Source organism: Mesorhizobium sp. dw_380 (assembly GCF_018588885.1).
Lineage (GTDB): Bacteria > Pseudomonadota > Alphaproteobacteria > Rhizobiales > Rhizobiaceae > Mesorhizobium.
In genome coordinates this window covers 41,661-64,441 of the sequence record NZ_JAFFIW010000028.1, presented here as the reverse complement: position 1 = coordinate 64,441, position 22,781 = coordinate 41,661, and the positions used below count along the sequence as shown (strand labels likewise).

The following is a 22,781-nucleotide window of genomic DNA, read 5'->3' as shown; positions in this document are numbered from 1 at the left end:
TTTGAACGTGGCGCCTGTCAACAAGGGGAAACGGCAATGCTCTTGCTGCGGCTCGCGCCGTTCTGGCATGGCCTCTGTGAGAGCTCACCCCTGCGCGTTGGGGATTTCCGGCTCTTCCTCCGGCACCTCGCCCGGCTCGAATTCGTTGAAGCAGCCGAGCCCGCGCTTGAACCGCTCGATCAGCCAGGCCGCCGCCGGCTTCGGGCTGGTGTCGTTGCGATGCATCGCAAACAGCGGCGAGCGCACCTCGCTGAAGGGTTCAAGGTCGAGTTCCACCAGCCGGCCGCTCGCCAGGTCGTCGGCGATCAGCCAGCGCGGCAGGCCGCCCCAGCCCAGCCCCTCGCGCATCAGCATGTGTTTGGTGCGCACATCCGTGAGGCGCCAGGTTCGGTAGGCGAAGACCCCGAAATCGCGTCCCTTGGTGCGTTCGGACTGGTCGGTGACGACAAGCTGGGTGTGTTCGCGCACATCCTCGAGCGCCAGCGGTTTCGGCAGCAGCGCCAGCGGGTGGCTGGGTGCCGCGGCCAGCACGATCGACATGAAGCCGATGCGCACGAGATGCACGTCGACATCGCCCAGCAGGCCGCCAATGCCGAGGTCGGCCTGGCCGCTGACGACATGATCGGGGATCAGGCCGAGCGTGCCGATATGCAGGCGCAGCATCACGGTCGGAAACTGCGCCTCGAACGCCTTCAGCACCCGCACCAGCACGGGCGAAGGCAACGCCGCGTCGACCGACAGCGCCACTTCCGCCTCCAGCCCGTGGTGGTGGCCATCGACGCGCGAACGCATGCGCTGCAGCACGCCGATCATGCGCCTCGCATCCTCCAGCATCGCCCGGCCGATCTCGGTCAGCTGCGGCTCCCGCGTGCCTTCGCGCTCGAACAGCTTCAGCCCAAGCTGCGCCTCGAGATTGGCGATGCCGTAGCTGATGACGGATTGAGCCCGGTTGAGCTTGCGGCCGGCGGCCGAGAAACTCCCGGTATCGGCAACGGCGACAAGGATCTGTAGCTGGTCGAGCGTCGGGTTGGGCTGCATTGCTTTATCTATTTTGTGGATGGATCGTATAGAAAATATACCAGTTTATCTGATGGGTATATAGCCCCATATGTGGCGGGACAATTCATCCCACTGGAGAGACCCGCTATGTCCATTCTTCTTGTCACTTCGAGCCCGCGCGGCGCTGCCTCGCACTCGACCCGCATTGCCACCGAATTCGCTGAAAAGCTCGTCGCCGCCGATCCGTCGAACACGCTCGTCGTGCGCGACCTCGTCGCCAACCCGCTGCCGCATATCGATACGGACTATGCGACCGGCATCTACACGCCGGTTGAGGCCCGCACCCAGCGCCAGGCTGAGGTCGTCGGCGTGTCCGACGTCGTGCTCGATGAGCTGTTCGCCGCCGACACGGTGATCCTCGCCACCGGCTTCATCAACTTCAACATCTCCTCGACGCTGAAGTCCTGGGTCGATCACGTCACCCGCTCCGGCAGGAGCTTTGCCTATGGCGAGAACGGCCCCAAGGGCCTCGTCACCGGCAAGAAGGTCTATATCGTGCTCGCTTCGGGCGGCATCTATTCCGAGGGTGCGGCCGTGCAGTTCGATCACGCGATCCCGTATCTGCGCAGCGTCCTGGGCTTCATCGGCATGACCGATGTCGACGTCATCCGCATCGAAGGCGTCAGCATGGGCCCCGACGCGGTGACCGAAGCGCTCGCCAAGGCGACCGCCAAGGTCGATGCCGTGGTCGCTGCCAGCCGCGATGTCGCGGCTGCGGCCTAAGGGAAGACTTCGAACTGGAAGGGGCAGGCGTTTTGGTGCCTGCCTTTTCTTGCTGTCCAACGCCAGCCGTTGCTTGCCAACCTTCAGGCAGCGCAGAATCCGCAGGGCACCCCACGATTCCTAGCGTGCGGCTTGACGATCCACCTTGGTTCATTGACAATCATAGTGAACCAAGGCGAACCGCGACTATGACAGCTTTTACCGTACGCCTCCCCGACGACACCGCAAACAGGCTCGATCAGCTCGCCGAAAAGCTCGATCGATCGCGCTCTTATGTTGCCGCCCAGGCCATCGAAGACTTTGTAGCCCGTCAAGAGTGGCAGCTCGCTGAGATAGAGGCCGGATTGGCCGAGGCCGAGCGCGGTGAATTCGCCAATGAGCAAGAGCTGGCTGCCGTGATTGGGAAATACCTCAAGCCCACCGGCTGATTATGAGCCGAAAGACAATCCGTTGGACCAAGCGGGCTTTGCGTCGGCTTGATGAAATCGGCGCGCACATCGAAAAAGACAGTCCCGAAGCGGCCGCTCGTGTCATTGCACGCATCTTGTCCGCAACGGAGCTGCTCACCCAACAGCCGGCCATGGGTCGTGTTGGACGCATCAAAGCGACGCGAGAACTCGTTTTGGCCGATATTCCCTATATCGTCCCCTATCGCGTAAGCAGAGATGTCGTCGAAATACTGACCGTCATGCACGCCGCCCAACAGTGGCCGCGAATCCTGTGAGCCAACCAGCAACTGCCTTTCTAGCCGATGAAATGCCTGAGCAGGCCCGCCGCGGCGACCCCGATCAGCACGGTCGGCAGCATGGAAAGCCGCGTCGCGGCGATGAAGGTGATGGCGAGCGCCAGGAGGTCGGCCGGGTTCCGCGACACGAAGGCCGGCGCGATGACCGAGATCAGCACGCAGCCGGGCGCCGCCTCCATCACCGCCGTGGCACGCGCGCCGAGCACGCGGTTGCGCAGCACGACATAACCGCCGATCCGCGTGAGATAGGTGACGCCGGCCATCAGTACGATGGTGAGAAGGGTCGCGGCATTGATCATGCGTCACCTGCCATCAGCCAGGCCGCGACCAGGCCCGACACCGCACCGGCCGCGACATACCAGGCGCCGGGAACGAAGAGATAGACGAGCGCGGCGACGACCAGGCTGACCAGCCAAGGCCGTGCCGCCGCCACGCCCTTCCACATGCCGCGCATCAGCACCAGGAAGACCGCCGGAAACGCCATGTCGAAACCGTAGGTCTCGACATGGCCAAGCATTGGGCCGAGCAAGGCGCCCAGCGTGGTGAAGGCCACCCAGGTCAGATACATCGCCAGTGCCGCGCCCATATAGTAGCGCGGGCTGAAGGCCGGCGTGATGCCGGCAGCAGTGCGCTGTTTGGCGTCGGACAGGCCCAGCGCCCAGCTTTCGTCACACATGAAGAACAGCGCCGGAAACACCTTGCGCCGCGGCAGGTCGCGCAGGAACGGCGCCAGGGCCGCTCCCATCAGCAGATGCCGGCTGTTGACCAGGAAGGTGATGGCGACGATCAGCAGCATATGCGGCAGCGACGTCCACAACTGGATCGCCGCGAATTCCGAGCCGCCGGCGAAGTTCAGCCCCGTCATCATGGACAGTTCAACCGTGCTCAGCCCTTTCTGCGTGGCCTGGGCGCCAAGCACCAGCGCATAGGGGATGGTGCCCAACAGCACCGGCGCGCAGGATGTCACGCCCCGACGGAACTCCGATCCCGAGCCGTTGCCCGCCGCTTCGACTGTCTGTGAAATGCTCATGTCCCGGAAATGCTCATGCCTTGCCGTCGGCCTGCCTCGCGGCAGCCGCTTCCCTGCGTTTGAACTCTCGTGATACCGGCAGCAAAGATACCCACATCCCTCCGCAATTTGGTTGCGAAGATCGTTGCATTCCATCCATTTTTGGCACTGAATGTCACAGATGCCGTAAAAGATGGAATTCAACACCATGAAACTTGACGAGATCGACAGGCGCATCCTGCGGGCGCTGCAGCGCGACGGCCGCATGGCCAACAATGATCTGGCCAATGAGGTCGGCCTGTCGCCCTCGCCTTGCCTGCGGCGCGTGAAGCTTTTGGAAGAGGCCGGCGTCATCGACCGCTATGTCGCCGTGCTTAGTCCGGCCAGCATCGGCAAGGGCCTCACCTTCTTCACCCGCATCTGGCTGAAGGCGCAGGACGAGGACACGATCGAGCATTTCGCCACCCAAGTGGCCAAGCTGCCCCAGGTCATGGAATGCTATCTGATGCTCGGCGATTGCGATGCCATGGTGCGCATCGTGGCGGCCAGCATCGACGACTACCGCCGCTTCCAGTCGGAGCATCTGAGCCGCATCAAGGGTGTCCAGAACGTCAAGACCGACGTCCCCAGCCAGACGATCAAGTACACGCTGGAACTGCCGATCTGACAGCTCCCGTAAAAGCGACTGGGTGGCCGGGAACATCGCCGCTTCAGACTGGATAAAAAATGCAACCAGATTGTAGGATCGGCTTCGGTGCCAGCGTCCTTCGGACGCAAGCAGCGCACGGCGCTGCCCTCTGGCATGGGAGATTTGAATGAACCTTTCCTATCGTTGGGTCATCGTCGCGGCTGGCGCGCTGATGTCCTGTGTCGCCATCGGTACGATGTTTTCGCTGGCGATTTTCCTCGAGCCGATGGCGATCGACACCAATTGGTCGCGCGCCGGCATTTCGAGCGCCATGACGCTGAACTTCCTGGTGATGGGTCTTGGCGGCTTCGCCTGGGGTGCCCTCTCCGACCGCTTCGGCGCCCGCATCGTCGTGGCGATCGGCGCCGTGCTGCTCGGCCTGGCGCTGGTGGTGGCAAGCCGCGCCGGCTCGCTGCTGACCTTCCAGATCAGCTATGGCGTGCTCGTCGGGCTTGCCGCCAGCGCCTTCTTCGCGCCGATGATCGCGCTGACCACTGGCTGGTTCGACACCAATCGCGGCCTGGCGGTTTCGCTGGTCTCGGCCGGCATGGGCGTAGCGCCGATGACGATCTCGCCCTTCGCCCGCTGGCTGATCTCGGCCTATGAATGGCGCACCGCCATGTTCGACATCGGCATCATGGCCTGGGTGCTCCTGCTGCCGGCGGTGCTGCTGGTACGCCAGCCGCCAAAGCCTGCCGTGGCGGATGCGGCCTCCGCGCCGGTCGCCGAGGGTGCCGGCATGAGCGTCGGCCAGGCGCTGCGCTCGCCCCAATTCATCGTGCTGGGGCTGACCTTCTTTGCCTGTTGCGCCGCCCATTCCGGGCCGATCTTCCACATGGTGAGCTATGCCATGCTGTGCGGCGTCGCGCCGATGGCGGCGGTCTCGATCTACAGCGTCGAGGGTCTGGCTGGCCTCGGCGGCCGGCTGCTCTACGGCGTGCTGGCCGACAGGCTCGGCGTCAAGCCGGTGCTGATCGCGGGTCTGGCGATCCAGGCGGTCGTCATTGCCGCCTATCTCTCGATCAGCCAGCTCGACCAGTTCTATATGCTGGCCGTCATCTTCGGCGCCACCTATGGCGGCGTCATGCCGCTCTACGCGGTGCTGGCGCGCGAATATTTCGGCCAGCGCATCCTCGGCACCGTGTTCGGCGCCGCCACCATGCTGTCGAGCCTCGGCATGGCCTTGGGCCCGCTCGCCGGCGGCATGGTGTTCGACGCCTATGCCAGCTACCACTGGCTGTTCATCGGCTCGGCCCTTATCGGCCTTGGTGCTGCAGGCATAGCGATCGCCTTCCCGCCGCTGCCGCGACGGCAGTTGCAGGTGGCCTGAAGCAAGTCCAGCAGAAAAGGCGGTTCGGCGTTTCCGTGAAACGGTGGACCGCTCCAAGCAAATGCGGAAAACCTGCTCTGTTGGATGGGACGGGCGCCGGTGACGACCCGCCGGCGCCGCCATTGTCGAAGCTCAATGCCCGAACCAGCGGGCCTTGCGGCTGGAGCCGAAGTTTACCTTGTCGACTCGCAAAGCCTCCGACGGTTCATAGAAAGCGCCGGTGGGTTTTGGACCGGAAAAGAAATCCACATCCACCCTGGCGATCCTGTTGGCGCCGAATTCGATGTAGCAGGATCCCGCACCTGGGTTCCTGGCCGTTGGCTCCTCATGACGCAGCCTGGCAATCAGGTTCGCTGCAACGGTGCGCGCGGCGCCCTCGGCAAAGACCCCCGCCTTCGGCGCACCCGTATTGGCCAGGTCGCCCAACGCGTAAACACCGGGAAAGCGGGTTTCGAGTGTGCGCGGATCGATAGTGACCCAGCCGCCCTCGGTCATGCCGGCCTCGACGACGACATCCGGGGCGCGGTTCCTGGGCACGCCAAGGAACAGATCGCAGGGCAGCTCGCTGCCATTGTCGAGCGTCACAACCTTGCGGCCCTCGTCCACGGAAACCACGCGGGTGCTTGGAATGAAGACAATACCGCGTTCGGCGAAAGCCGCGAGAAGAGCCTTCGACGTTTCGGGAGAAGGTGGCACCGGACTCGACATCGGGTTCACACAGGTGATTTGGCAGTTGCCGCGGACACCCCTCTCGGTCAGGTAGTCGTGCAGCATCAGGGCACACTCGCTGGGCGCAGGCGGGCATTTATAGGGCGCGCCGCAGACGCCGATCACGGCATGGCCCCGGATGAAGCCTGGCAGCACCTTCGCCATGTGAGCGGCGCCCGGTACGGTATAGAATTCGTTCCGGCCGAGCGTAATGCCGGGCGTGGCCGATACGTCATAATCTGCGCCGAGAGCGACCACCAGTATGTCCGCCTCGTGCACACCCTTGTCGGTCGTCACGCACCGCCGTTCCGGGTCGATGGCGGTGACGGTCTCGCGCTTCATCACGACGCCGGACTTGGCATAGTCGGCGTATGGTAGCCGCACAGCCGTCTCGGTTGCGCGGCCGAACATCAGATCGAGCTTGGCAAAGCCGAACACGAAGGAATCCGACTTGTCGATCAGGGTGACAGCAATGCTGTCACCCAGGGCTTCCGACAAGGACGTGCTGAGCTCAAGCCCGCCAAAACCGGCGCCAAGGATAAGAATACGGGGTTTCATACTGTCACCTCTTGTTGCCGGTGCCTGGAAGACGGCTCAGGCATTGCTGTGCGGTTGCGGGACGATGCGGATATAGGGCTTGGGCTGCTTCCAGCCATCGGGGTAAAGGACCTTGGCTTCGTCGTTCGAAACCGAACCCGCGATGATCACCTCGTCGCCCTGCTGCCAGTTCACCGGCGTGGCCACCCGGTGCCGGGCGGTCAGTTGCATGGAGTCCACCACGCGCAGGATTTCGTCGAAGTTCCGGCCGGTTGTCATCGGATAGGCGATCATCAGCTTGATCTTCTTGTCGGGACCGATGACGTAGACGTGGCGCACCGTCTGGTTGTCGGCTGCCGTGCGCCCTTCGGCACTGTCGCCGGCCGTGGCGGGCAGCATGTCGTACAGCTTGGCAATGGCCAGCATCGGGTCGCCGATCATCGGAAAGTTCGGTGCGTAGCCCTGGGTCTCGGCGATGTCATCAGCCCATCCGGCATGGCGCTCGACCGGGTCGACGGAGAGCCCGATGATCTTGACGCCGCGCTTGTCGAACTCGGGCTTCAGCTTGGCCATGTAGCCAAGCTCGGTCGTGCAGACGGGGGTGAAATCCTTGGGATGGGAAAACAGGATACCCCATGAGTTGCCCAGCCATTCGTGGAAATTGATCGGACCGTGTGTGGTTTCGGCGGTGAAGTCGGGCGCCATGTCGGCGATACGAAGAGACATTTGGTTCTCCTGTCAGAGCGTTGGAATTGACTACCAGGGCAGACTAGGCAACCTATGTTCCGCCAGCGTTCCCCGCCGCACAGGTGCTTGTGACGGCCGTATTTTTGGCGGCAGCGGGTGATCGCATGCTGAAAGGGCTTCGAGTGCGCGTTCAGATTCAATTGCTCGGCGGGTTCAGTGTCGGTCTTGACGGGCACGTCATTCCGGCTGCGGCGTGGCGGCGTGACCGGGGTGCGGGGCTGGTGAAGCTGCTTGCCGTCACCCGTTCGCACCGCATCCACCGCGAACAGGTCATGGAGGCCTTCTGGCCCGATCTTGATCCGGAGGCCGCTGGGGCAAACCTGCGCAAGGCCATCCACTTCGCCCGCCGTGCGCTGGGCGCTCATGACCTGATCGAGCAGACGGCCGATGTCATCACCCTTGCCCCGGCGGCCGATCTTGAAATTGACCTGGAAGCATTCGAGGCCGCCGCCAAGCTTGCCTTGCGCGGCTCCGATCCCGCCGCCTGCGAAATGGCCGCCGATCTCTACACCGGCGACCTGCTGCCGGACGACCCCTATGTCGATTGGTTCGAGACACCCCGCCAGGCCCTGCGGCAGCGCTATGCAGATGTGCTGCGGGCGGGCAGGCTATGGCAGCGTCTGATCGCAATGGACCCCGCCGATGAGCAGGCCCAATGCGCCCTGATGCAGGCAGCGCTGGATGCTGGCAACAGGGCCGAAGCGATCAGGCTGTTCAATCAGCTCAGCCAAAGCCTGCGGATCGACCTTGGAGTCGGCCCGGGCGCTGAAACCGTGAAGCTCTACGAAAAGGCGCTGGCCGTGCCCTCGATCGATCCGGTCGGATTGAGCGATCGCATCCGCGGCTCGCTGGCCTGGGGCCTGTTGCACCTGCAAAGCGGTGATTTCGCCAAGGCCGCGCAGGTCGGCAGGGAAACCCGTGAGCTGGCGATGGGCGCCGGACTTGCCCGCGAGGTTGGCGAGGCCAGTGCCTTGATCGGGCTGGTGGCCCACATGCAAGGGCAATGGCGCGAATTGTTCCGGGCGGAGTTCATCGAATGGGTGCGGGCCAAGCCAGCCTTTGTCTCCAACGTTTTTGACGGGCATCTGTGCCTGGCCGAATTCTGCCTTTGCAGTGCCAAGGGCCATCACGACATCGCCGCTTCGGCGCGCGAGCTGCTATCGGTCGCCGAGGGCGCCGGATCGCTTGCCGGGCGCGGCCTTGCCTCGCTGGTGCTGGGGGAAGCTGCTTTATTTTCGGGCCAATTGGGCGAGGCCGAACGCATGCTGACGGAAGCAGAAAAACTCTATGCGCAGGTTGGGGCCGTTGCCGGCCGCGTGCTGGCGCTCCAGCGCCTGACGGAACTTGCGCTGGCGCGTGGCCAGAAATGGCAAGCGGGACGGCTGATCCGGCGCGCCACGACCCTTGCCCGATCTTCCTGGCTTGCGCCGCATCTGCTGATCAGCCTGAAGGGTCTTGAGGTGCGGGCCGCGTCTGCGCCTGACAAGATCGCCGCGACCATCCAGGAAGGCGACCGCATGCTGTCCGCTGGTTACAGCTGCCAACCTTGCTCGATGACCTTCCGCACCGCCGCGGCGGTTGCACTGGCCGAGGCGGGCGACGTGGAACAGGTCAACCGGCGGCTTGACGAGGCTGAACGGGTGGCCGGCATGTGGAATGGCGGACCATGGGTGGCGGCCGTCTGGGAAGCGCGCGGAGTGCAGCGCCGCGCCGAGCGCAGCGAAAACCGCGCCATGGCGGCATTTGAAGAAGCTGCCTCGCGCTTTGCCGCTCTCGGCAGGCCCATCGATGAGGCACGTTGTCTGGAGCGTATGACGGGCTAAAGTGTGTTGAGAATTCGAGCCCGCTTTACCCACAAATCCGTGTGCCAGTTGCCACTGGCGGTTCATCGGCTCAGCCCTTATCGGCCTGGGTGCGGCGGGCATAGTGATCGCCTTCCCGCCGCTGCCGCGGCGGGAGTTGCAGCCAGCATAGCAGCCTGACGATCACTGTGCCTTGAAGAAGCGAAGGCGACTTCGAAACGACGGATGATCTCGGGATCTCACCCGAGATCGTTCGTGCGCGAGAAATGGGTTTTCAGCACGGCACGAAACCCGTGCATCGTCTTTTCGGTTGTCTGCGCATCGGCAGCCGCGAAGCCCATGACAAGACCGCTTTGCCCGGCGCCATGGCGATACTGGATCGACAGAGCCGAGACGTTGATCCCCTGCCGCAGCGCCGCCTCGGCGATCACCCTGTCGCTGCATGTCTCGCGAAAAATGCCGACGACCTGGATGCCGGATTCGGTGGTGTGGAAATCCAGCCATTCTCCAAGGTGCCTTTGCGCGCTTTCCAGGAAGGACTGCCGTCTCTCCGCGTAGAGACGCCGCATGCGTCTGAGATGGCGGGTGAAATGCCCCTCGTTCATGAAATCCGCGAGCGCGGCCTGGGTGAGCAACGGGGCGAACTGGCCGCTTACGCTCAGCGCCGAGACGATCGTATGGTCTATCGCCTTGGGCGCCACCATGAAGCCGAGGCGCATGGCCGGGAAAAGGATCTTGGCGAAGGTGCCGACATAGACCACGCGGTTTGACGCGCCGCTGCCCTGCAGCGCCGGAATGGGCTGCCCCTGAAAACGGTATTCGCCGTCATAGTCGTCCTCGATGATCCATGAGCGCCAGGTCTCGGCCATGTGAAGCAAATTGAGCCGCTGTTCCATCGGCATGGTTATGCCGAGCGGATGATGGCAGGAGGGCGTCACGAAGATCATGCGCGGAATGACCGGCGGCGGGTCGAGGTTCCAGCCTGCGTTGCTGACGCGCAGCGGTGCCAGCTTCGCCCCTGCCGAGACAAAGGCCGAACCCGCGCCGTAATAGCCCGGCTCCTCCATCCATACCGTGTCGCCTTCGTCGGTCAGCAGCCGGGCCAGAAGATCGAACGCCGATTGCGCGCCGTTGGTGACGACGATCTGCTCGGCGGTGCACCTCACGCCGCGCGAAGCGGTGAGATAGCGCGCTATGGCCTCGCAAAGCGGCGGATAGCCTTTGACGTGATAGGTCCCGAAAAGGTCGATATGCGCGAATTTGGCGCGGCGGCTGAGCAGTTTCGACCAGGTGTTGAACGGAAAATTGTCCGGGTCCGGCATGCCGGGATGAAAGGCCAGCATGCCCGGCCGGCCATGATGATAGGGCTGGGCGAGCATGGTTTGTCCGCGCAGCGATATCGGATTGGCGTCCTCGACCGACACCTGTTCGGCCGCCACTGAGCGGGTCGGCAGGTCCATGACCACTGAGGGCCTGCGCGGCTTTATCGCGAGATAGCCCTCCAGCGCCAGCTGGTCGCAGGCAGCGATCACCGTGTTGCGCCCCACATTCAAATCCCGCGCCATGACCCGTGTCGAGGGCAATGCATGGCCGCTCGGCAGCACGCGCCGCTCGATCAGGCCCCGCAACTGCACATAGAGCTGCCGGTGCAAATTGACCGGACCCTCGCGATCCAGGGCGATGCCGTCGATCGGAAAACTGGTCTTCATCGTGGTTCCTAAAAATCAATGAAATCTGGCTCTAACAATGGAACCAAAGGTGCCTTAGGCTCAAGAAAAAAGCGTCCGGGTTCAGATGGGGCTGGCCGATGCGTTGCATAAGAGTGGGAGTGATCGGTGCGGGCGGTGTCGCCCAGGTCGAGCACATTCCGAACCTGCTCAAGCTGCACCGGCAGTTCAAGATCGTTGGCGTCTATGATCCCTCGCGAAAAGTCCGCGCCTTTGTCGGCGAGGAATTCGGTCTTGAGACATTCTCCGATCTCGACGCGCTTCTCGCGATTCCGCTTGACGCCGTGGTCATAGCCTCGCCGGATGCGCTGCACCGCGAACAAAGCCTCGCCGCCTTTGCCAGGGGGCTGCATGTCTTCTGCGAAAAGCCGCTTTGCTACAGCGCCGGCGACATCGACGAATTGATCGCCGCCCGGGATCGCGCCGCGACGGTGCTCCAGGTCGGCTACATGAAGCGTTTCGATCCGAGCTACGAGGCGGCACTGGAAATGCTGCCGGGCACGGCGCGAACGCTTCGCTACATTTCGGTCGAGGTCAACGATCCCGACGCATGGCCCTTCATCCGGCACCACTCCACTTGCCGCGGTGACGACGTCGCGGACGGGCTGGTGGCCTCGACCGAAGCTGGGCAGCGCGAGCAGGTGGATCGCGCGGTGCCCGGAATGGACGATCCCGACGCCTTTCGCGGCTTTGTCGGCGCCTATTGTTCGTCGATCGTGCACGACGTGAATGCCGTCCATGGCTTGCTGGATGCGCTCGGTGTCGCCGATGGTGAAATCGTCGGCGCCTGCCTGTTTGCCAAGGGCGAAGGCGGCCAGGGCGCGGTGCGGCTGCTCGGCGGCCAGGCGCTATGGAACATGGCGCATCTCGCCGCCCCAGGGCTTCCCGACTATCGCGAGCGCATCACGCTCTACTTCAACGACGCATCTCTCGAGCTGGAATTCCCCTCGCCCTATCTCAACCATCAACCGACGCGGCTGACCGTCCGTACCGGCGACGGCCACACGCTTTCCAGCCGCGACATCGGCAGCGGCTACCAGGAGGCCTTCGTCGAGGAGTTGAAGGGTTTCTGGTCGGCGATCGTCGAAGGCACGCCCGTGCGCAACACCGCCGAGCACGCGCGTCGCGACATGACGCTGCTGGCCGGTCTCGCCCGCCATCACATTGCCCAGTCGAAGCAATCAGGAGTTCGCCCGTGACGGTTCGCATCGGCATCAATCCGATCACCTGGACCAATGATGACGTGCCCGAACTCGGCGGCGATACGCCGCTTGAGGTCTGTCTCGGCGAAACCCGGCAGGCCGGCTATTCCGGCACCGAACTTGGCGGCAAGTTTCCGCGCCGGTCCGCCGAGCTCAAGCCGATCATGGAGCGCTACGGCCTTGCCGTGATTTCCGGCTGGTATGACGGCCGTTGCGACGAGAAGGACGTCGGCGCGGAAATGGATGCGATCATGCCGCATCTCCAGCTTCTCAGGGATATGGGCTCGACCCATGTCGTCTATGCCGACACCTCGCGAGGCCGCCACAACGCCATCTGGGGACCGATTTCGCAGCGCCCGACGCTCGGCCCGGATGAATGGCCGGCCTATGGCGGCAAGCTGACGGCGCTCGCTGAACGGATGGCGGATTTCGGCGTGCGCATGGCCTTTCACCACCATATGGGAACCATCGTCGAGACCGATGCCGAGGTCGGCCTGCTGATGCGACACACCGGCGAAGCGGTCGGCCTGCTCTACGACACCGGCCATTCGATATTTTCAGGCGGCGACCCGCTCGCCTTGATCAAGGCGCATGTCAATCGCGTCGTGCATGTGCATTGCAAGGACGCCCGCAAGGCCGTCCTTGAGCGAGCCCGCGCGCAAGACATGAGTTTCATGGCTGCGGTCATGGAAGGGATATTCACCGTCCCCGGCGACGGTTTCATCGACTACCCAGCTATTTTGCGCGTGCTGGCCGACAATGGCTACAGCGGCTGGCTGGTCGTCGAGGCCGAGCAGGATCCCAACAAGGCCAACCCGCTGACCTATGCGACGATGGGATTTCAGAACCTGTCGCGCATGGCAAGGCAAGCCGGATTTACCGTCGTGGAATGAAGCGAGGCCGCATGCGGCCTCCAGGGAACCAGTGCTGAGGAATGAAACTGGAATGAAGGGGCAACTGGACTGCTGACCGTAACTGCGGCGGCGGAAAACAAACAGGAGGTTTTATGTTTTCGCTTGCGAAATTAAGTAAGCCTGCGCTCGGCCTGCTGGCCGGCTTCACCATGATGGCGGCGGCCACGACCCTTGCGGCCGCCGACGATACGCGGGTGGTGTTCGTCACCCATGGCCAGAGCGGCGACCCCTACTGGTCGGTCGTCAAGAACGGCATGGACGATGCCGCCAAGACCCTGGGGGTCAAAGCCGAATATCTGGCGCCCGAAACTTTCGACATGGCCAAGATGGGCCAGATGATCGACGCCATCACGGCCTCGAAGCCCGACGGCATGGTTGTTTCGATCCCCGATGCGGCGGCCCTATCGGGTCCGGTCAAGAACGCCGTCGCCGCCGGCATCCCGGTCATCGTCATCGATTCCGGCGGCTCGAAGCTTACCCATGACCTTGGCGGCCTGCTGTTCATGGGGCAGGATGAATTCCAGGCGGGCGTCACGGCCGGCGAGCGCATCAAGGCGCTCGGCCTCACAAAGGCGGTCTGCGCCAACCATGAGGTGGGCAATTCGAGCCTCGACGACCGCTGCGCCGGCTTTGCCAAGGGTCTGGGCGTCGACGTTCCGGTGATGAATGGCGTCATTGACCCGACTGAAATGAAGAACCGCGTGATCGCCTACATGACCGCCCATGCCGATACGCAGTTCATTCTCGCCGTCGGCGCCAGCGGTGCCGAACCGACGCTGGCCGCGCTTGATGAAATGGGCCTCTCGGGCAAGGTCAAGACCGGCACATTCGATCTTTCCCCCACGATCCTGCAGGCCGTTGTCGGCGGCAAGATGGAGTGGGGCATCGACGCCCAGCAATATGCCATGGGCTATATCCCGGTCGCGATGTTCGACCTTTGGAAAAAGTATAAGATCATGCCGATCGCCGATTATCCGACCGGCCCCGGCTTCGTCACCAAGGACACCGCCGCCTCGGTTATCGAGCTGTCGAAACTCGGCAAGCGCTAACACTGGCGGCCGGGGCCTCGCCCCGGCCGCTCTCACCAGTGAAACGATGGACCGCTCTAGGTGAAGGTCACGCAGCCATGATTTCAGAGATTCGCGACGAGCGGGTCCGGTCCGTCTCACGCCTGAGCCGCCTCTTGAGCAGGCCGGAGCTTGGCGCGGCCGCCGGCACCGTCCTGGTCTTCGTGTTCTTCGCGATCACGGCGGGCAACACGGGGCTGTTCAGTGCCAAGGGCATCGTCAACTTCCTCGAAGTCTCGGCCCAGCTTGGCATTCTCGCCGCGCCCGTGGCTCTCTTGATGATCGCCGGCGAATTCGACCTCTCGGTCGGCTCGATGATCGGCTTTGCCGGCATCCTGATCGCCATCCCTGCCGTTTTCTGGGGCTGGCCGATCTGGCTTTCGCTGCTGTTCACCTTCGCCGTTTGCGGCGGCATCGGCGCGCTGAACGGGCTCGCCGTCGTCAGGACCGGGCTGCCTTCCTTCATCGTGACGCTCGGAAGCCTGTTCATGCTGCGCGGCCTCACCCTTGGCCTCACGCGCGGCATTTCAGGCCGGACCCAGGTCTCGGGCGTGCATGAGCTGGCGTTGCACGATCCGCTCAACAGCCTGTTTTCAGGGCAGGTGTTTTCCGGCCTGATCGCCTGGCTTTCCGACATCGGCCTGATCGGCAAGCGCGCGGACGGCCTGCCGTCGATCTCCGGCATTCCGGTGTCGATCGTGTGGTGGATCGTGTTGACGGTGGCCTGCACCTGGCTCTTGACGCGCAGCCGTTTCGGCAACTGGATCTTTGCCGCGGGCGGCGAAGCCAATGCCGCGCGCAATCTCGGCGTGCCGGTGGCGCGCACCAAGATCACGCTGTTCGTCATGACCGCCATGGCGGCCGCGCTGTTTGCGGCGATCCAGGTCCTCGTCACGGGCTCGGCCGACACGCTGCGCGGCACGCAGAAGGAATTCGAGGCCATCATTGCCGTCGTCATCGGCGGCACGCTGCTCACCGGCGGCTATGGATCGGCCATCGGCGCCATGTTCGGCGCCTTGATCTTCGGCGTGGTGCAGATGGGCATATTCTACACCGGCATCGACACCGACTGGTTCAAGCTGTTCATGGGTGCCATGATGGTCATCGCTGTGCTGTTCAACAGCTATGTGCGCAACCGTGCCATGAGGAGCCGGTGATGGCCGAGCCCTATGTCGAACTGAAATCGGTCAGCAAATATTTCGGCTCGGTCGTCGCGCTGAAGGACGTGTCTTTCGATGTCTGTCCCGGCGAGGTGCATTGCCTGCTCGGCGACAATGGCGCCGGCAAGTCGACACTGATCAAGACGCTGTCCGGAGTCTACGCTCCGGACGAGGGGGAAATCCGCGTGCAGGGCAAGCCGGCACGGTTTGCCTCGCCCGCCGATACGCGCGACAGCGGCATCGCCACGGTCTATCAGGACCTGGCGCTGGTGCCGCTGATGAGCGTGGCGCGAAACTTCTTCCTCGGGCGCGAGCCGATGCGCAAGTTCGGGCCGATCAGCCAGTTCGACACCGAGTTCGCCAGCCGCACCGCCTATGACGAGATGTCGGCGATGGGCATCCAGCTGCGCGATCCCGAACAGCCGGTCGGCACGCTGTCAGGCGGCGAACGGCAGTGCCTGGCGATCGCCCGTGCCGTCTATTTCGGCGCCAAGGTGCTGATCCTGGACGAGCCGACGTCGGCGCTGGGGGTCCACCAGGCATCGGTGGTTCTGAAGCTCGTCGTGCAATCCAAGGCGCGCGGCATCGGCGTCATATTCATTTCCCACAACGTCCATCACGCCTATGTCGTCGGCGACCGCTTCACCCTGCTGAAACGCGGCAGAAGCACCGGCACCTACGCCAAAGGCGAAATCGACCGCGACCAGCTCCTCAATTTGATGGCGGGCGGCAAGGAACTGGTGGACCTGGAGCAGGAGCTGGCCAAGCCGGGCAGACACGGCCCGGTTTAGCGCGCGGCGGTGGCGGACGTGCTGCTCGTCAGGCGGACGCACCGATCTGTGAGGCGAAGTCGCGATATGGGCGCAGTGGGCGTCCAAGCAGGGCAGTCAGGCGCGCGACGTCGCCGGCCTCAGGCAGCATTCCGTCGGTGAAGAAGCGCTCGCCCATCAAGCGCATGTCGTAGGCCATCCAGGCGGGCAAGAACTGCTTGAGATTTTGCTCAAAGCCTTCTGTATTGTCGCCGCCGTAGTTGATCGGGCGGGCGAGCACGTCTGACCAGATTGCGGCGATATCCGTCCCAGTCAGCGTCTCTGGACCGACGAGGTTGATCCGCTCGAGCGCAAGCGGCTCCGCGGACTGTTCGCGGCGCAGCAGCTCAAGGGCGGCGATCTCGGCGATATCACGGACGTCGATCATGGCGAGGCCCATCGCGCCGATCGGCATTGGGTAGGTGCCGTAACCGGTGATGACGTCTTCGACCATCAGATCGTTCTGGATGAAGTAGGCCGGGCGCAAGATCGTGGCCTTGAAATCCATCTGCTCGATCATCCGCTCGACGCCGAACTTACCCGCGAAGTGCGGCACGTTCACATAGACGTCAGCGTGGATCACCGACAGATAGACGATCCGCTCGATGCCGGCCGATCGGGCGATGTTCAGTGCGACCAAAGCCTGGGTGAATTCGTCCGGCACCACCGCGTTCAAGAGGAACAGGGTGGAAACTCCAGACATGGCTTTGCGCAGCGAATCGACGTCGAGAAAGTCGCCTTGCACGACGGATACGCCTGCCGGGAAGTTGGCTTTCGACGGATCGCGGACGAGAGCACGCACATCGGCGTCGCGCTTGACGAGGTGTTCGACGACTTGGCGGCCAATATTGCCTGTGGCGCCGGTAACGAGAATGGTCATGAATTTCTCCTGTTGGTTTGCTTGACACCTCCAATATGTGTGGCTCACAAAGAGCCCAACAGACGGAAATTTTAGACGCACCGTCCCACTGGTGGAACAGATATGGATCTCCTTGCCCTCGCCGATTTTAATCTCGTTGCCCGTCATGGTGGCTTCGGCAAAGCGGCAAGGGCCACGAGTCGGCCCAAGGCGACCCTGTCCCGGCGCGTTGGGGAGTTGGAAAGCAGCCTCGATCTGCGCCTGTTTGAACGGGGTGCGCGTAACCTGAAGCTTACCGAAGAAGGAAGGGCGCTCTTCGAGCGGACGGCGGCGTTGCTCGCCGAACTGGACGAGACGGCTTCGGCGATTGCCTCGGGCGGTCAGAGACCCAAGGGCAGATTGCGGATCAGCGCACCTTTGCATTTTTCTCAGACCGCAATGGGGAGGATTGCTGCGGGGTTTGCCGTTCAGTATCCGGAGGTGAGGCTGGAGGTCACGACCGAGGACCGGTATGTGGACATGATCGAGGAAGGCTACGACCTGGCAATCCGGGTCAATCCGGATCCCGACGAAAGCCTGGTCGGACGGGTGTTTCTCCGCGACCGCCTGGTCGTGGTGGCGAGCCCCGGCCTTCCTCGCCCGACCGGTGGACGCGCCGCTCCTGGCGTTGCGCGCGGCGTAGGCGATCGGCAAACATGGCACGTGAAGACACAAGCTGGCCGCTCAACAATTACAATCGAGCCTGTCCTCGCTTTGTCAACGCTGATCATGGTTCGCGATGCGGTGCGGTCAGGCGTCGGTGCAGCACGTCTTCCCATTTCGTTGGTGGCCCACGATTTGGCTGACGGCACACTGGTAAATTGGGGGGATATCGACGGCCCCGAGATCGCTCTATGGACGCTCTACCCATCCCGACGGCTGCTCAGCGCGCGTGTGTCGGCGTTCATGGATTTTCTGAAGCAGGCCTTCCCTAATGGGACGCCGGACGAACTAGCCGCCTATATTGGCAGGTGATGACCGAACCCGCTTTCGGGTGTTCAAGGGAAAGGCGCGGTTGAACGCGCCTTTCCCTCCCCTGCGGCTTGATGTCATCAGGCGGCCCGCAGGCCCTCCTTCGGACGCAAGTTCTGGTTCATGCGGAATAGGTTTAGCGGGTCATAGCGCTGCTTGATTTCCAGCAACCGGCGATAGTTGCCGCCGTACGCCGCTTCGACCCGATCGACCTCGTCTTCCGGCATGAAGTTCACATAGGCCGTGCCGGCGGCATAGGGTCTTGCTGCCTCATAGATGCCGCGAGCCCAGTCGATGCATGCCCTATCCATTGCCGGTTCGCGCCAGCGGGCGTGGACGTTCATGACGAAATGCGAGCTGCGCTGTGGGAACGCCGTTTCATCCGCCCTGACGCGGCCCGCCGCCCCGCCGACATGGCCGACGAATATCTCGCATTCCGGACCGGGAAGCCGGGATATCGCCGCCGTGACGATCTCGACCGCGCTGTCGGAAAGCTCGGTGAAGTCATGGCTCTTCCAATAGTTGCGGGCGCCGGGCGCCAGCAGCGGATCGAAGGCCTGCTGCCAGCCGGTGAACGGATTGGGACCGACGACGTCAGCGATTGGCGTGCCGATGGCGCGAAGCGCCTGCGTCGCCTTTTCGCCGTCCTGAATGTCGCCGCAATAGCACATGGCCAGCACCAGCACCTCCTTGCCGTGCCATTCGCTCGGCAGGAACGGCAGCGGCGGCGCCTGCCGCATGACCACCCAGCAGGTCAGTTCGTCCGGCGCGGTTTCGAGCGCCCTGCGATATTCGCGCAGCACCTTTTCGGCATCGGCGAAGGGATGGACGACAAGTCCCGATAGCACTTGCGGCCCGAACTCATGGAGCTGAAACTCGAACGCCGTGACGATGCCGAAATTGCCGCCGCCGCCGCGCAACGCCCAGAACAGGTCGGGGTTTTCGCTGTGGCTGGCGCGCAGCAGCCTGCCGTCGGCGGTTACCACGTCGGCGGAGATGAGATTGTCGATGGTTAGCCCAAATTTGCGGGTGATCCAGCCGAAGCCGCCGCCCAGCGTCAGGCCCGCAATGCCCGTGGTCGAGTTGATGCCGGTCGGCAGCGCCAGTCCGAACGCCTGCGTTTCCCGGTCGACATCGGCAAGCGTGGCGCCCGGTCCGACCCAGGCCCGCCGTGCCGCGAGATCGACCCGTATCGACTTCATCGAGGACAGATCGATCATCAGGCCGCCGTCGCAGACGGCGCTGCCGGCGATGTTGTGGCCGCCACCGCGCACGGAGACCAGAAGGCTATTTTCCCTGGCGAAATTCACAGCCGCGACGACATCGGAGGCGCCGACGCAACACACAATCAGCTTTGGCCGCCGGTCAATCATGCTATTCCAGATGCCACGGATGTCATCGTAGGCGGCGTCTCCTTCCCGCAGCACCGTGCCGCGGAACTGCGCCGAGAGCGCGTCCAGGGCTGCGGCCTCGATCGTCGCCTTACCGCCTTCGAGGGTAGTGAAGCTCATAGCATCCATGATTTTCCTCCCAATAGTGTTGTTGCCCCTCCTCCTAATTTTAGTGTGCGCTTATGTTAGACATCAGGCAAGTTTCGGGGGGGTGGCAACCTGCGGCGCGTTACATCCGCGCCCTGGCCGAGTTGGGATCATACGGCGAATCCGCGATGATCTCTGCCGTCTTCCATTCCCCCAGGATGGCGACGTCCAGCTTCGTGCCGGACTTGCTCAGCCGCTCGGGCAGCAGCGCCAGCGCCACATCGTGTCCGAGCGTGTAGCCATAGCCGCCCGACGTTATACGTCCGACCAGCTCGCCGCCGATGTAAAGGCCCTCGCTGGCGAGCGTGCTGGCGCCATCGGTTTCGATCTTGAGCGTCACCGACCGGCGCTGGTCGCCTCTCGCCTTGTATTTCAGCACCGCGTCGCGGCCGACGAAATCGCCCTTGTCGAGGCGAACGAAACGTTCGAGCCCGCTCTCCAGCGCGTTGAGCTCCGGGTTCATGTCGCGGTACATGGCGCGGTAGGATTTCTCCAGCCGCAGCGATTCCAGCGCATGCAGCCCGACGAGCCGCATGCCGTGCTTCTCGCCTTGCTTCAGGATCGCATCCAGCAATTGCCGCTGGTAGGCCATGGGATGGTAGAGCTCCCAGCCGAGTTCGCCTTCATAGTTCACCCGCAGCAGACGCACGTCGCTAGCAAGCGCCACACTGCCGGACTTGACGCCGAACCAGGGGAAGTTCGTATTCGACAGATCGATCTCGGTGAGGGGTTGCAGCACGTCTCGCGCGTTGGGCCCGACGATTGTGAAGCAGCCGCGCTCGCTGGTGACGTTCTTCAGGCTGACGCTGCCGTCGGCGGGAAGCAGTTTTGAGAGATCGTCGAAATTCCAGCGCTCGGCGCGCGGCGTCGAAATCAGGTAGAAGCTGTCTTCCGCGAGCCGCGCGACCATGTATTCCGCCTGCACGCCGCCTCCCGCCGTGAGGTGATGCGCCAGCACAGCCCGGCCGGTCGCCGGGAGGCGGTTGGCCAGGATCTTGTCGAGCCAGGCAGCCGCGTTCGGCCCCGACACCTCGAACTTGGTCATCGGTGTCATCTCGACCAGGCCGACGGCGTTGCGCACGGCCTGCACCTCCTCGGCGACGAACGCCCCCTTGGCGGTCCAGCGCCAGCTATGCTGGTCCTTGGCCTCGACGCCTCTGGGCGCGAACCAGTTGGGCATCTCCCAGCCGTTGAGCACGCCCCAGACCGCGCCCAACTCGGTCAGCCGCGCATAGGACGGCGCTGTCTTCTGCGGGCGCGCGGCCGGCATGTCCTGTCCCGGATATTTCTGCTCCGCATGCGTGCCCCAGGCCTCGCGGACCTTCTCGCGCGTCCAGGCCTTGTTGGCGTAGTCGCCGAAGCGGCGCGGGTCGAGATCGGAGGTGTCGAGGCTGTTGCCGCCCTCGACGATCCGCTCCGAAAGATAGTAGCCGATCGTGCCGCCCCACAGAATGCCGCCGGGCACACCCTCGGCCAACCAAACATTGGGCAGGCCCCAGGCCGGTCCCATCAGGGGAAGCTCGTCCGCCGTCATCTGGAAGGGACCGCGGACATTGGCCTTGATCCCGGCGCGTCCCAGCGCCGGCACAAGTTGCGTTGCCTGCTCCCAGTTCCACGACACCGCCTCGAAATCCTCCTCGACGAGGTCGGCGCCAAACCAGGCGGGAACGCCGTCCTCGGCGAATAGCTTGAGGTGTTCGGTCCGCTCGTAGGGTCCGAACATCAAGCCATCCCCCTCCTCGCGCAAACAGCCTCAAAACCCTCGTCGCGCAGGATCGGCATTTCCGCACGTCCCTGCTTTTTCCGCTCTATGATCTCCGGCACGGGCTCGGTGATCCAGTATTGATGCAGGATCGGGATGGCGGGGATGTCGAGGCCGAGCAATGCGCCGGTCTGGCGCGCGTAATTGCCGGTCGCGCAGACCACATGTTCGCAGGTGATGTCGCCCTTGTTCGTCGCCACCAGCCATTCGCCGCTTGGAGTCCGTTGAAAGCCGGTGACCTCGGTGTTCAGATAGATCTTGGCGCCCAGATCCCGCGCGCCTTTGGCCATGGCATGGGTCACGTCGGCCGGTGCGATATGTCCGTCATCGGGATGATAGAGGGCGCCCAGCATATGCTTGTTGTCGAGAAGCGGGCACAGCCGCCGGGCCTCGGTGGGCGAGAGCAAATGCGCCCGCATGCCCTGAACGTCGACCACGCTCATATAGCTCTTGAATTCGTCGAGCCGGTCCCAGCTGTTGGCAATGCGCAGCTGGCCGCATTTGTGCCATCCGACCGGCTGCCCGGTCTCGGCCTCCAGCCCTTCATAGATCTCGATGGTCTTGTTGATCATTCGGCCGACATTGATATTGCGGGCATAGGATGGGATCAGCCCCGCCGCATGCCAGGTCGAGCCGGCCGTCAGCTGCGTGCGTTCGAGGAGTGCGACGTCGGTCCAGCCGCGCTTTGCCAGGCCATAAAGGATTCCCGCGCCGACGCACCCGCCGCCAACAATCACCACCCGCGCATGCGTCTGCATCGACCCACCAAAACCCGGCATTTCCAATGTGTACGGTCGAAGCTACAGACGCCGAAACGCCTTGTAACGTCTTCAAAAACTAGGGGTGACGATAAGCTGGATTTATGCAGCCGGCGCTTGGCTGCGCGTCCTTACCCACCGTCTGCTGCTAGCAGCGCATCATGCTGACAAAATCTGTCACTGCCTTGGTCTATATGCTGGTCATCAACACGCAACAAAGGAACGAACGATGACTGGAACAAACGGTAAGGCCATGACAATCGCGCAGGCCTATTTCGACGCAATGTCCAACAAGAACGCAGATCAGATTGTCTCTATTTCTGCCAACGACGTGGTCTGCATTTCTCCGGTGGGAGAACTTCAGGGCGTGCAAGCATTCCGCAGCTTCCAGGAAGGCTTCGCCTCGATGATCAAGGCGCTGACGCTGCTTGCAGCCTTCGGCGATGATGAGCACGCCGTCATTGTCTACAATGCGGAAACCTATCCGGTCCCGAGCGCGGTTGTTGCCGAGCACGTCGTCATCAAGAACGGCAAGATCGCATCGACCACCGTGATCTACGACGGCATGCCCTTCGCTGAATACCTGAAAACGGTCCAGCCCCACTGAGCCGCACCGGCAGAAAGAC

Annotated in this window: 23 protein-coding genes; 13 read left to right on the top strand and 10 right to left on the bottom strand. The window is 63.4% G+C overall.

Annotated features, from left to right (window positions below; all coding sequences use genetic code 11):
• Positions 1-84: 84 nt before the first annotated feature.
• Positions 85-1,038 carry a LysR family transcriptional regulator gene (locus tag JT360_RS23380; protein WP_214474476.1) on the bottom strand — a complete coding sequence of 318 codons (954 nt, stop codon included), beginning with the start codon at positions 1,036-1,038 and terminating at the stop codon, positions 85-87.
• A 108-nt stretch (positions 1,039-1,146) separates the two neighbouring features.
• Here JT360_RS23380 and JT360_RS23375 point away from each other — a divergent pair, with 108 nt between their 5' ends.
• The 3 genes from JT360_RS23375 to JT360_RS23365 all read left to right on the top strand — a co-directional run bounded on the left by JT360_RS23375 (position 1,147) and on the right by JT360_RS23365 (position 2,506).
• Positions 1,147-1,782 (top strand): FMN-dependent NADH-azoreductase, encoded by a 636-nt coding sequence (locus JT360_RS23375; protein WP_214474474.1) that lies wholly within the window; start codon positions 1,147-1,149, stop codon positions 1,780-1,782.
• 188 nt (positions 1,783-1,970) lie between these two features.
• Positions 1,971-2,210, top strand: coding sequence for a CopG family ribbon-helix-helix protein (locus JT360_RS23370; RefSeq protein ID WP_214474472.1), 240 nt, complete (start codon positions 1,971-1,973; stop codon positions 2,208-2,210).
• 2 nt (positions 2,211-2,212) lie between these two features.
• A complete protein-coding gene (locus JT360_RS23365; protein ID WP_214474471.1) occupies positions 2,213-2,506 on the top strand; it encodes a type II toxin-antitoxin system RelE/ParE family toxin in 294 nt (97 codons plus the stop codon).
• A 20-nt stretch (positions 2,507-2,526) separates the two neighbouring features.
• Here JT360_RS23365 and JT360_RS23360 read toward each other — a convergent pair whose 3' ends face one another.
• A complete protein-coding gene (locus JT360_RS23360) occupies positions 2,527-2,826 on the bottom strand; it encodes an AzlD family protein (RefSeq protein WP_214474470.1) in 300 nt (99 codons plus the stop codon).
• The gene (locus JT360_RS23355) at positions 2,823-3,557 is read right to left on the bottom strand and encodes an AzlC family ABC transporter permease (RefSeq protein ID WP_214474469.1); all 735 of its coding nucleotides are present in this window, start codon (positions 3,555-3,557) and stop codon (positions 2,823-2,825) included. The genes JT360_RS23360 and JT360_RS23355 overlap by 4 nt, the downstream gene beginning before the upstream one ends.
• Positions 3,558-3,744: 187 nt before the next feature.
• Between JT360_RS23355 and JT360_RS23350 the strand changes: the two genes are divergently transcribed.
• Complete coding sequence (locus tag JT360_RS23350; protein WP_214474468.1) at positions 3,745-4,203, top strand: Lrp/AsnC family transcriptional regulator; 459 nt, start codon at positions 3,745-3,747, stop codon at positions 4,201-4,203.
• Positions 4,204-4,351: 148 nt separating this feature from the next.
• Entirely contained in the window at positions 4,352-5,554 is a 1,203-nt protein-coding gene (locus JT360_RS23345) for an MFS transporter (protein ID WP_214474467.1), read from the top strand.
• Between the two features lie 132 nt (positions 5,555-5,686).
• Here the strand turns inward: JT360_RS23345 and JT360_RS23340 are convergent, their stop codons facing one another.
• Together JT360_RS23340 and JT360_RS23335 are read right to left on the bottom strand one after the other, a co-directional pair.
• Complete coding sequence (locus JT360_RS23340; RefSeq protein WP_214474466.1) at positions 5,687-6,820, bottom strand: NAD(P)/FAD-dependent oxidoreductase; 1,134 nt, start codon at positions 6,818-6,820, stop codon at positions 5,687-5,689.
• 36 nt (positions 6,821-6,856) lie between these two features.
• On the bottom strand, positions 6,857-7,525 hold the full coding sequence (locus JT360_RS23335) for a peroxiredoxin (RefSeq protein ID WP_214474465.1): 669 nt from the start codon (positions 7,523-7,525) through the stop codon (positions 6,857-6,859).
• Positions 7,526-7,668: 143 nt separating this feature from the next.
• On the opposite strand from JT360_RS23335, the gene JT360_RS23330 reads away from it, so the two are divergent.
• Entirely contained in the window at positions 7,669-9,369 is a 1,701-nt protein-coding gene (locus tag JT360_RS23330) for an AfsR/SARP family transcriptional regulator (RefSeq protein ID WP_214474464.1), read from the top strand.
• A 218-nt stretch (positions 9,370-9,587) separates the two neighbouring features.
• On the opposite strand, the gene mocR is transcribed toward JT360_RS23330, so the two are convergent.
• Complete coding sequence (gene mocR / locus JT360_RS23325; protein ID WP_214474463.1) at positions 9,588-11,057, bottom strand: rhizopine catabolism transcriptional regulator MocR; 1,470 nt, start codon at positions 11,055-11,057, stop codon at positions 9,588-9,590.
• Positions 11,058-11,155: 98 nt separating this feature from the next.
• Here mocR and JT360_RS23320 point away from each other — a divergent pair, with 98 nt between their 5' ends.
• From JT360_RS23320 to JT360_RS23300, 5 genes are all read left to right on the top strand, one after another.
• Complete coding sequence (locus JT360_RS23320) at positions 11,156-12,274, top strand: Gfo/Idh/MocA family protein (protein WP_214474462.1); 1,119 nt, start codon at positions 11,156-11,158, stop codon at positions 12,272-12,274.
• Positions 12,271-13,170 carry a myo-inosose-2 dehydratase gene (gene iolE, locus JT360_RS23315; RefSeq protein WP_214474460.1) on the top strand — a complete coding sequence of 300 codons (900 nt, stop codon included), beginning with the start codon at positions 12,271-12,273 and terminating at the stop codon, positions 13,168-13,170. The genes JT360_RS23320 and iolE overlap by 4 nt, the downstream gene beginning before the upstream one ends.
• A gap of 113 nt (positions 13,171-13,283) precedes the next feature.
• Positions 13,284-14,240 carry a rhizopine catabolism ABC transporter substrate-binding protein gene (locus JT360_RS23310; protein WP_214474459.1) on the top strand — a complete coding sequence of 319 codons (957 nt, stop codon included), beginning with the start codon at positions 13,284-13,286 and terminating at the stop codon, positions 14,238-14,240.
• 77 nt (positions 14,241-14,317) lie between these two features.
• Complete coding sequence (locus JT360_RS23305) at positions 14,318-15,415, top strand: ABC transporter permease (protein ID WP_214474458.1); 1,098 nt, start codon at positions 14,318-14,320, stop codon at positions 15,413-15,415.
• Positions 15,415-16,209 carry an ATP-binding cassette domain-containing protein gene (locus JT360_RS23300; protein WP_214474457.1) on the top strand — a complete coding sequence of 265 codons (795 nt, stop codon included), beginning with the start codon at positions 15,415-15,417 and terminating at the stop codon, positions 16,207-16,209. The genes JT360_RS23305 and JT360_RS23300 overlap by 1 nt, the downstream gene beginning before the upstream one ends.
• Positions 16,210-16,237: 28 nt before the next feature.
• Here the strand turns inward: JT360_RS23300 and JT360_RS23295 are convergent, their stop codons facing one another.
• On the bottom strand, positions 16,238-17,107 hold the full coding sequence (locus tag JT360_RS23295; protein ID WP_214474456.1) for an SDR family oxidoreductase: 870 nt from the start codon (positions 17,105-17,107) through the stop codon (positions 16,238-16,240).
• A 102-nt stretch (positions 17,108-17,209) separates the two neighbouring features.
• Here JT360_RS23295 and JT360_RS23290 point away from each other — a divergent pair, with 102 nt between their 5' ends.
• Positions 17,210-18,100, top strand: coding sequence for a LysR family transcriptional regulator (locus tag JT360_RS23290; RefSeq protein ID WP_214474455.1), 891 nt, complete (start codon positions 17,210-17,212; stop codon positions 18,098-18,100).
• Between the two features lie 77 nt (positions 18,101-18,177).
• Here the strand turns inward: JT360_RS23290 and JT360_RS23285 are convergent, their stop codons facing one another.
• From JT360_RS23285 to JT360_RS33675, 3 genes are all read right to left on the bottom strand, one after another.
• Positions 18,178-19,617: an FAD-binding oxidoreductase gene (locus JT360_RS23285; protein WP_214474454.1), complete on the bottom strand. Its 1,440-nt coding sequence runs from the start codon at positions 19,615-19,617 to the stop codon at positions 18,178-18,180.
• A 100-nt stretch (positions 19,618-19,717) separates the two neighbouring features.
• On the bottom strand, positions 19,718-21,358 hold the full coding sequence (locus JT360_RS23280) for a glycine cleavage T C-terminal barrel domain-containing protein (protein WP_250889017.1): 1,641 nt from the start codon (positions 21,356-21,358) through the stop codon (positions 19,718-19,720).
• On the bottom strand, positions 21,358-22,155 hold the full coding sequence (locus tag JT360_RS33675; RefSeq protein WP_250889016.1) for an NAD(P)/FAD-dependent oxidoreductase: 798 nt from the start codon (positions 22,153-22,155) through the stop codon (positions 21,358-21,360). The genes JT360_RS23280 and JT360_RS33675 overlap by 1 nt, the downstream gene beginning before the upstream one ends.
• Before the next feature lie 229 nt (positions 22,156-22,384).
• On the opposite strand from JT360_RS33675, the gene JT360_RS23275 reads away from it, so the two are divergent.
• Positions 22,385-22,762: a nuclear transport factor 2 family protein gene (locus tag JT360_RS23275; protein ID WP_214474453.1), complete on the top strand. Its 378-nt coding sequence runs from the start codon at positions 22,385-22,387 to the stop codon at positions 22,760-22,762.
• The last annotated feature ends 19 nt before the right edge of the window (positions 22,763-22,781 follow it).

Excerpts from the sequence above, each read along its gene's own strand:
- JT360_RS23380 (WP_214474476.1), bottom strand. The coding sequence starts at position 1,038 with ATGCAGCCCAACCCGACGCTCGACCAGCTACAGATCCTTGTCGCCGTT.
- JT360_RS23375 (WP_214474474.1), top strand. The coding sequence starts at position 1,147 with ATGTCCATTCTTCTTGTCACTTCGAGCCCGCGCGGCGCTGCCTCGCAC.
- JT360_RS23370 (WP_214474472.1), top strand. The coding sequence starts at position 1,971 with ATGACAGCTTTTACCGTACGCCTCCCCGACGACACCGCAAACAGGCTC.
- JT360_RS23365 (WP_214474471.1), top strand. The coding sequence starts at position 2,213 with ATGAGCCGAAAGACAATCCGTTGGACCAAGCGGGCTTTGCGTCGGCTT.
- JT360_RS23360 (WP_214474470.1), bottom strand. The coding sequence starts at position 2,826 with ATGATCAATGCCGCGACCCTTCTCACCATCGTACTGATGGCCGGCGTC.
- JT360_RS23355 (WP_214474469.1), bottom strand. The coding sequence starts at position 3,557 with ATGAGCATTTCACAGACAGTCGAAGCGGCGGGCAACGGCTCGGGATCG.
- JT360_RS23350 (WP_214474468.1), top strand. The coding sequence starts at position 3,745 with ATGAAACTTGACGAGATCGACAGGCGCATCCTGCGGGCGCTGCAGCGC.
- JT360_RS23345 (WP_214474467.1), top strand. The coding sequence starts at position 4,352 with ATGAACCTTTCCTATCGTTGGGTCATCGTCGCGGCTGGCGCGCTGATG.
- JT360_RS23340 (WP_214474466.1), bottom strand. The coding sequence starts at position 6,820 with ATGAAACCCCGTATTCTTATCCTTGGCGCCGGTTTTGGCGGGCTTGAG.
- JT360_RS23335 (WP_214474465.1), bottom strand. The coding sequence starts at position 7,525 with ATGTCTCTTCGTATCGCCGACATGGCGCCCGACTTCACCGCCGAAACC.
- mocR (WP_214474463.1), bottom strand. The coding sequence starts at position 11,057 with ATGAAGACCAGTTTTCCGATCGACGGCATCGCCCTGGATCGCGAGGGT.
- JT360_RS23320 (WP_214474462.1), top strand. The coding sequence starts at position 11,156 with ATGCGTTGCATAAGAGTGGGAGTGATCGGTGCGGGCGGTGTCGCCCAG.
- JT360_RS23310 (WP_214474459.1), top strand. The coding sequence starts at position 13,284 with ATGTTTTCGCTTGCGAAATTAAGTAAGCCTGCGCTCGGCCTGCTGGCC.
- JT360_RS23305 (WP_214474458.1), top strand. The coding sequence starts at position 14,318 with ATGATTTCAGAGATTCGCGACGAGCGGGTCCGGTCCGTCTCACGCCTG.
- JT360_RS23300 (WP_214474457.1), top strand. The coding sequence starts at position 15,415 with ATGGCCGAGCCCTATGTCGAACTGAAATCGGTCAGCAAATATTTCGGC.
- JT360_RS23295 (WP_214474456.1), bottom strand. The coding sequence starts at position 17,107 with ATGACCATTCTCGTTACCGGCGCCACAGGCAATATTGGCCGCCAAGTC.
- JT360_RS23290 (WP_214474455.1), top strand. The coding sequence starts at position 17,210 with ATGGATCTCCTTGCCCTCGCCGATTTTAATCTCGTTGCCCGTCATGGT.
- JT360_RS23285 (WP_214474454.1), bottom strand. The coding sequence starts at position 19,617 with ATGGATGCTATGAGCTTCACTACCCTCGAAGGCGGTAAGGCGACGATC.
- JT360_RS23280 (WP_250889017.1), bottom strand. The coding sequence starts at position 21,358 with ATGTTCGGACCCTACGAGCGGACCGAACACCTCAAGCTATTCGCCGAG.
- JT360_RS33675 (WP_250889016.1), bottom strand. The coding sequence starts at position 22,155 with ATGCAGACGCATGCGCGGGTGGTGATTGTTGGCGGCGGGTGCGTCGGC.
- JT360_RS23275 (WP_214474453.1), top strand. The coding sequence starts at position 22,385 with ATGACTGGAACAAACGGTAAGGCCATGACAATCGCGCAGGCCTATTTC.